The sequence below is a fragment of the Xanthovirga aplysinae genome (assembly GCF_009711365.1).
Classification (GTDB): domain Bacteria; phylum Bacteroidota; class Bacteroidia; order Cytophagales; family Cyclobacteriaceae; genus Xanthovirga; species Xanthovirga aplysinae.
Map to the genome: position 1 here is coordinate 1 of NZ_SMMB01001020.1, position 6,643 is coordinate 6,643.

6 protein-coding genes are annotated in these 6,643 nt (G+C 34.2%); all 6 read right to left on the reverse strand.

Translation table 11 applies throughout. The features are described 5' to 3' along the window. Nucleotides 1-689: 689 nt before the first annotated feature. Complete coding sequence (locus E1171_RS10575; RefSeq protein WP_155205977.1) at nucleotides 690-1,256, reverse strand: hypothetical protein; 567 nt, start codon at nucleotides 1,254-1,256, stop codon at nucleotides 690-692. Between the two features lie 95 nt (nucleotides 1,257-1,351). Continuing rightward, nucleotides 1,352-2,077, reverse strand: coding sequence for a carbon-nitrogen hydrolase family protein (locus tag E1171_RS10580; protein ID WP_155205978.1), 726 nt, complete (start codon nucleotides 2,075-2,077; stop codon nucleotides 1,352-1,354). Between the two features lie 131 nt (nucleotides 2,078-2,208). Then, nucleotides 2,209-4,260, reverse strand: coding sequence for a S9 family peptidase (locus E1171_RS10585; RefSeq protein WP_246164273.1), 2,052 nt, complete (start codon nucleotides 4,258-4,260; stop codon nucleotides 2,209-2,211). A 424-nt stretch (nucleotides 4,261-4,684) separates the two neighbouring features. Continuing rightward, the gene (locus tag E1171_RS10590) at nucleotides 4,685-5,308 is read right to left on the reverse strand and encodes a DUF2306 domain-containing protein (RefSeq protein ID WP_155205979.1); all 624 of its coding nucleotides are present in this window, start codon (nucleotides 5,306-5,308) and stop codon (nucleotides 4,685-4,687) included. 120 nt (nucleotides 5,309-5,428) lie between these two features. Next, nucleotides 5,429-5,989 (reverse strand): hypothetical protein, encoded by a 561-nt coding sequence (locus tag E1171_RS10595; protein ID WP_222931466.1) that lies wholly within the window; start codon nucleotides 5,987-5,989, stop codon nucleotides 5,429-5,431. A gap of 98 nt (nucleotides 5,990-6,087) precedes the next feature. Continuing rightward, nucleotides 6,088-6,643: DUF2306 domain-containing protein (locus E1171_RS10600; RefSeq protein ID WP_155205980.1), on the reverse strand; the 556-nt coding region annotated here is incomplete at its 5' end.

Genomic DNA, 6,643 nt, shown 5'->3' on the forward strand with positions numbered 1-6,643 from the left:
AATAGGTAAAAAATAAGCTAATCATCCTCTTACCACAAAATAAATTTTTTAAAATATCACCAGGTATAAATAAATCTCCTACCTTCCATTAAACAAAGAGGCTTTACACTTTGAAAAACTTTCAATGTCTAAATTTAATTGACACCTCCCTCCTATCAGGCTTCAACTGGAAAATCCATAAGTCATAAAAACACATTAGTTCAACTTAAAAGAGGAAAGAACTTTAATTCCATACATCAAGTCTTCCTTAAAAACCCCACCTCATAACCCACTGACGTTCAGAATATACAATTCACCAATACAACTTTCACCTCTGTTGAAATCTTAAAATCCATGCTGGGCAACCTTTTATTAAGAATGATAAGCTTTCATTCTTGCCATTTCTTTAAATATAATCAAGGACAACCTAAAACCAGTCCCTTCTTCCCTAGAGTGAAAGAGACTGCCACAAGAAATGAAGGCCCCAACATAATGAGAAAGAGAGGGTTAACAACAAGTAGCAGGGAGGGCGCCATCAGGAGAGTAAAACGGTCAACCACAAGTAAATAAGGTCCTTACCTGCACAAGAATGAGTGGAGACAACCAATTATAATATTAAAAAATAACCCTTTTTCCATAGGCAATCACCTCCCGTTTGGTTCAACTAGGCATTCAAGCCCGAAACTTCCGACAACTTGAATGCCTAATTATTAGGCTTTGTTTTGATATTTCTTAATTACTGTATCATCCCATACCTGTACCTCAATATATCTATCAAATTTCAGTTCTTCCTCTGACTGCCATTTATTTTCAGATGGAAGCCCATATTCATTTATTACCTTTCCTATCTCATTTAATAAATATACTTGACCATTAAAATCTTTTCTGTAGGTAGCAAGTTTAGGCTCATCATAAAATTGAAATGAAACCATACTATCAGGATACGTGAAACTAATATGCTCAGCTTTTAAAGCTGATAGAGGTATTTTTACAACCCCAGGGTTCACATACCAGGATTTTGCCCATTCGCATTCGCCAAGTGTAAAATAAAATGGATCGTTTCTATTAGGTTTTCCTCCTTTAGCTATAAACTGTTCTTTCAACCTCTCTTCCAAGGCAAATCTTAACTCAATGTAATTAGGAGGCCTCTTACTGTTCAACCCATCTGAAATCTGATTTTGAATATCAATCGCCTTTTCTAATCCAAATTCAGTGATATTTCGAAATGGTCCTTTTTCAACTTCGAAATAGTGAAACAAATACTTTGGGATCGTCATTTAGTTTGTAACTAATAATGTTTAATGGTTTATATAAAAAGCGTCGCTGTTAGAACCATAGCTGCTAAACATTCTCATTTGATGGTGGCAGTTTTTTAATTTTTTATGATTACTTTCTCAATTTTTGTGTCAAAAATCAATATTCCTTCATTTGTATTATCTAATTGTCCTATCTGATCCCCTTTTTTATTCCAAATTGATGATTTCCCCACACTTTCAAAATTATCACAATAGCCCACACAATTTGACATAAAAACTGGCATTGCATATTTTTTGGCAATACTCGGAAAATGTTTCCTGGCTTTCTCAAAACCATGTTGAGGTTTGGCTACACTTGCAATGTAAACTTCCGCTCCAAGTGCATTTGCTTCTTCTGAATGATTAATTTGTAAACTTTCGTAACATATGGCAAGCGCAATCTTTTTGTTTTTAATGGATAGGATAAGTTGGCCATTTCCATTTACAAAATATGGCAATTCATCTGAATGCATTTGTTGCTTGGAATAGGTCTGTCGAGGCTTATTTTTTTGGAAAACAATCATACTTATCAGCACCCCAGCATAAGAGTTGGTAGGAATTCCAAGCCCAATTGTAACGTCATTTTCATCACTCAATTTTTGAAAATCATCAAACCTTGAATCATCTTGGTTGGTTGCCAAATCTTTTGCAAGTTCAGGTTCATACCCAGTTAAAGAAAGTTCGGGAAAAAAAATAGCATCTGTCTTCATTGAAAGGGCCATATCAATTAATTTTTTATGGCTGACAATATTAGCCGCAATGTCTCCTTTAATGGGCTTGGTCTGTGCTATTGCTATTTTCATTTCCAAATCTTTCTTTTAATCTCCATTACTGTTTTTTTTAAAGGCCAGTTTATACGGCAACTAAATTTATTAGCTTTATTTTCCTTCTTCACTCAATGAAATCTTCAAAGTTCTCTTTAAAGTATTGTCAATTACATACCTACCTCGCCTTCATTTTCATTTTTATACTTCTCAAACCAAGCTAAAATACTTGCTATTTTGGCTATCAAATTACTGGGTCTGTTGGCAATACCATGTGAAGCTCCTGGAATTCTTACCATTGCCGTTTCAACATTTTCTAATTTTAAGGCAGCATAAAATTGTTCAGATTCCGCAATAGGTGTTCTAAAGTCTTCTTCACCCGTTAATAGCATTGTAGGCGTCTTCACATTCCCAACATAAGATAAAGGTGAACGTTTTAAATAATTAGTGGGATCTTCCCATGGTTTATTAGGAAACCAGTATTTTGAAAAGAATGAGGGGGCATCAGCATATAACACAAAGCTGTACCAATTGATAACTGGTTTGGCCACAACAGCTGCTTTAAACCGGTTGGTCTTTCCTACTATCCAAGCAGTAAGTACACCCCCACCGCTACCCCCGGTTACAAAGAGATTTTTTTCATCAACAAATCCTTTTTTAATTACCGCATCTACACCAGACATGAGATCATCATAATCGTGATTGGGATAATCATGATGTATTAAGTTTCCAAACTCTTCTCCATAACCAGAACTACCTCTAGGGTTTGCATAAAGTACTACATAACCAGCCGCAGCAAATGCTTGTAATTCAAATGAATACACAGATCCGTAACTAGCAAAAGGCCCTCCATGGATTTCCAGAATCATTGGATATTTTTTACTAGGATCGAAATTTGGAGGTGTTACCACCCATCCTTGAATTTTACGCTGATCATAAGAAGATTCCCACCATATTTCTTCGACATTGGCTAAATTTCTAAAGGAAAATAGATCATCATTCAATGCTGTTAATCGTCGACTTTTCTTAGAATCTGAAACACCCAAATCTGCTGGGTGATTCGTTCCTCCCAAGGTAAAGGCAAATCTATTATTATTCGATAATGAAAAACTTGCCGCATTATAGGGTCTTCCAAGGGATAACCCTCCAAGGTTTTCCGTTATTACAGAAACTTTACCAGATAAAGAAATGAAAGCCAACTTTGTGTCTCCTTTATCATCATATTGAAAATAAAGTCCTTTACCGTCACTAGCCCATGCTATATTTTGAATATCTCTGTCAAAACCTTTAGAAATCAAAATTGAATTATTACCGTCGATATCCATAACATTTAAACGCTTTATCTGATAACCTTTGTGCTTATCATCAAAACCTAAATAGGCAATCTTTTTGCCATTAGGTGACAAAACAGGATCAAAATCAGGACCATATCGTTTTGTTAAAGCTTTTATGCTGCCATCATTAACAGCTAATTGGTAAATTTCGTCATCCAATGGCGTCAACTCTTCTTCTTTATGATAATTTGCACTAAAATAAAGGTGTTGGTTATCAATAGACCATATAGGGGCATCATGATCAAATTCAGTAAATGTTAATTGTCTGGGTGTTCCTCCCTCAATAGGCAAAGTAAATAGTTGCATATTTCCACTTTCCAGATACCCTTGGCCATCCCCACGATAATTCATGTCAGTTATATAGGTGGGAGGAGTATTCCATTTTGCACCTTCCGGTTTTTCAGGCATTTTAACAATGGATCCTTGCTTTTTAGGAACAAACATATTAAAAGCTACAAATTTATCATCATAAGACCAGGACACAGCTTCCGGTGTTTTTGATGTATTTGTTAATGGGACGATTTCCTTAGTATCCATCCACATCATGTATAGCTTCATTTTCTCATCAGCCATATTCGATTTAAAAATGATTTTTTTTCCATCATGGGACCATCTTGGATAAAAATCATTTTGATTTCCCGTGGTTAGCGGGCGGTTATTCGACCCATCAAAATTCACTATCCAAAGATTTGAATGGTTTTGGTCAGTCATAACATCTTTAAAGTTTCTGACATAAATAACTTTGGAGCCATCAGGTGAAATTTGTGGGTCAGAAACAAACTCCATATTAAAAATATCGATAAGTTGTAAGTTGGATTGTACCTGACCATAACTTAAGGGTGTTATAGCAAATAAGAGTACTAATGTTTTTAGTAAAGATTTCATCATAGTATACTTTAAAGTAATTATTTTACCACCTACACATTTCGTTATGCTTAAATAAAGGATAACGGAAGTCTGTCCCAAAATTCCAGCTAAAAATAAGCAATTTGCAGGGATTAGTTTTAAGAAATGTAGAAAAATAAATAAAGTCTGGAATTTGCATTTTTTGACAAAAAAACCTCCCATTTATTTTTAAAATGTCATCAATTTCAATTTTAATTTATACTAATGGGAACAGTAAAAGAACTGGAAGAGATAGAATTCCCTAAGACTATCAGGCTCCTTTTCCTAATTAAAATAAAAAAAGGAGGTATTTAGACTGTCTAACGGTGTGGATACGATTAAAGCCGGAGAATGAGCTGTGATTTTACCCAACAGCTCAAATTTAATTTATTCTACAGGGATTACCGACCAAGAAACTCCACCGCATTTAATGAAAAACTGAGCTGGCAACTTTCTTTTTCTTATTAACAATCAAATAAGCAATAATAATATTTGGAACCCAACTTAACCAAGCAACTATCCTATATGCATAAATAAATTCACCCATCATGTTTGTTAAAATTGGAAGCCAAATCCTTAATGTTACTGCTGCAAAACAAGCAGCATAGCTAAAAATCATTAAATTTTTGTGTAATTCAATATCCCCCCTCTTAACGGCTTTTAAGCTTAAAATAGTGGTTAATAACCAGATAATTCCCAATGTAAAAAAACCAAGAATGCAGATAACACCACCAGTGGCATATAGGGCAATTAAAAGCCCACAAACTCCACTTATTAAAACAGAAATAACATAAATTCTTCCAATGTTTCTATGTATTTCAATTTTATTTTTTCTCAATTTACTACTAAACTGTAGCCATCCAATCAATAGGGCAAGCCCTCCGAAAACTATATGACCATAAAATGAAATATTCCATAAATAATTACTAAGAAGTTCTTCTGATTTGGATCCTAATAATCCAAATTGTCTGTCTATCAGAAAATAGATAATAGGATATATTCCAACAAGTGAGGATAAAACCGCGATGATAACCCAAGAAGCTTTTTTCATTTTTTGATTTTCTATTTCATTATATAGATAAAAATAATTCCAAAATATAATAGTGTTTTCAGGTTGTTACCAACTTTTAGTATAACAAGCCTTTCCTTCCCAATAGACGGCTACAATTTGTTATAAATAATTAAAAGCTTGTTGCTTAATTTTATCCCTATACAGCAATGATCCTAGCCCCAAAGCAAAGACTATACAGCTTAACAACATATAATCCCCATTCTGTAAAACAAAATAGGATATGCCTATCATAGGTGCCGCCAAAATCACCATTAATGAACTTAATGGATTTGTTTTTATAAAATTAAATGCATGAATTGATAGGCCTACAAATAACATTGAGGGACCTATGTAAATAAAAGGGTATACAATAGAAGGTGTATTACTTAAATGCAATTTCAACTCGGAAGTAAGAGTCGGATTATTATCTAAGCTCCAAAAGATAAAATCAATAGTACATAAACCAATATGACCAATAACCCCAATTCCAGTTACGAGCGAACCAGTTTTACGAATCTTATTTTTGGGAAATACCAAATTAAAAAACAATAATAAAGCTGCTCCAATTAAATTAAACCAGTGCGCAAAATCAATGGGTCTACTAATATATAAATTGCTATTAGAAAACATGATGTAACTAATCACGAATAGTACTAATCCTATTGTGCATATTTTTTTCATTTTCATTCTTTTTTTATAAACTAAATTGATTGGTGATTGGTACATGAAACCTGACTCCCTAAAGGATTGCCAAATTTCATATAGGATGTTAATGGCTTTTATTTTTTATTCCATTGCAATATCATTTCCGTTACAAATAAGGGTATTACCCAAGAAACCCAGCCTACTGTGGGTGCTCTTTCAATAAAATTCCCCAATCCAACTATAAAAGGTAAATCGACTAACCAGCGAAATGATACGAAGGCGAATGTCACAACGTAACTTCTAACCATCCATTCCTTATGACTTAGAACCCATCCTTTTCTTATTGCTCTATAGGCCATAATTGCAGTACAGAACCAAGCAACCCCTAAACTTTGAAGGGATAAGGCCCAGGTCCAATGTACCGCTACAGCACTAGTCCAAGCCAAGTAAGTAGAACTCAAGGAGCCAACTATAATCGAAATTAGATAGATACGCCCAAACCACCTATGGGTTGACATATACCTTGTTCTGAAAAATTTCCAAAATTGAAATGGGCCAATGAGTAAAGCTAGCATCCCTCCGATCACATGACCAATTAGCCACCATTTAATATGCCAGAACCTTCCTAACACATCCTTCTTTAAGCTTAAATATTTTACTTCCCCAGAAATAAATTCTAAAGAAATTAAA

What these genes read in the sequence shown, in the direction of transcription:
- E1171_RS10575 (WP_155205977.1), bottom strand. Translation starts at nt 1,256, where the DNA reads ATGACGATCCCAAAGTATTTGTTTCACTATTTCGAAGTTGAAAAAGGA.
- E1171_RS10580 (WP_155205978.1), bottom strand. Translation starts at nt 2,077, where the DNA reads ATGAAAATAGCAATAGCACAGACCAAGCCCATTAAAGGAGACATTGCG.
- E1171_RS10585 (WP_246164273.1), bottom strand. Translation starts at nt 4,260, where the DNA reads ATGATGAAATCTTTACTAAAAACATTAGTACTCTTATTTGCTATAACA.
- E1171_RS10590 (WP_155205979.1), bottom strand. Translation starts at nt 5,308, where the DNA reads ATGAAAAAAGCTTCTTGGGTTATCATCGCGGTTTTATCCTCACTTGTT.
- E1171_RS10595 (WP_222931466.1), bottom strand. Translation starts at nt 5,989, where the DNA reads ATGAAAAAAATATGCACAATAGGATTAGTACTATTCGTGATTAGTTAC.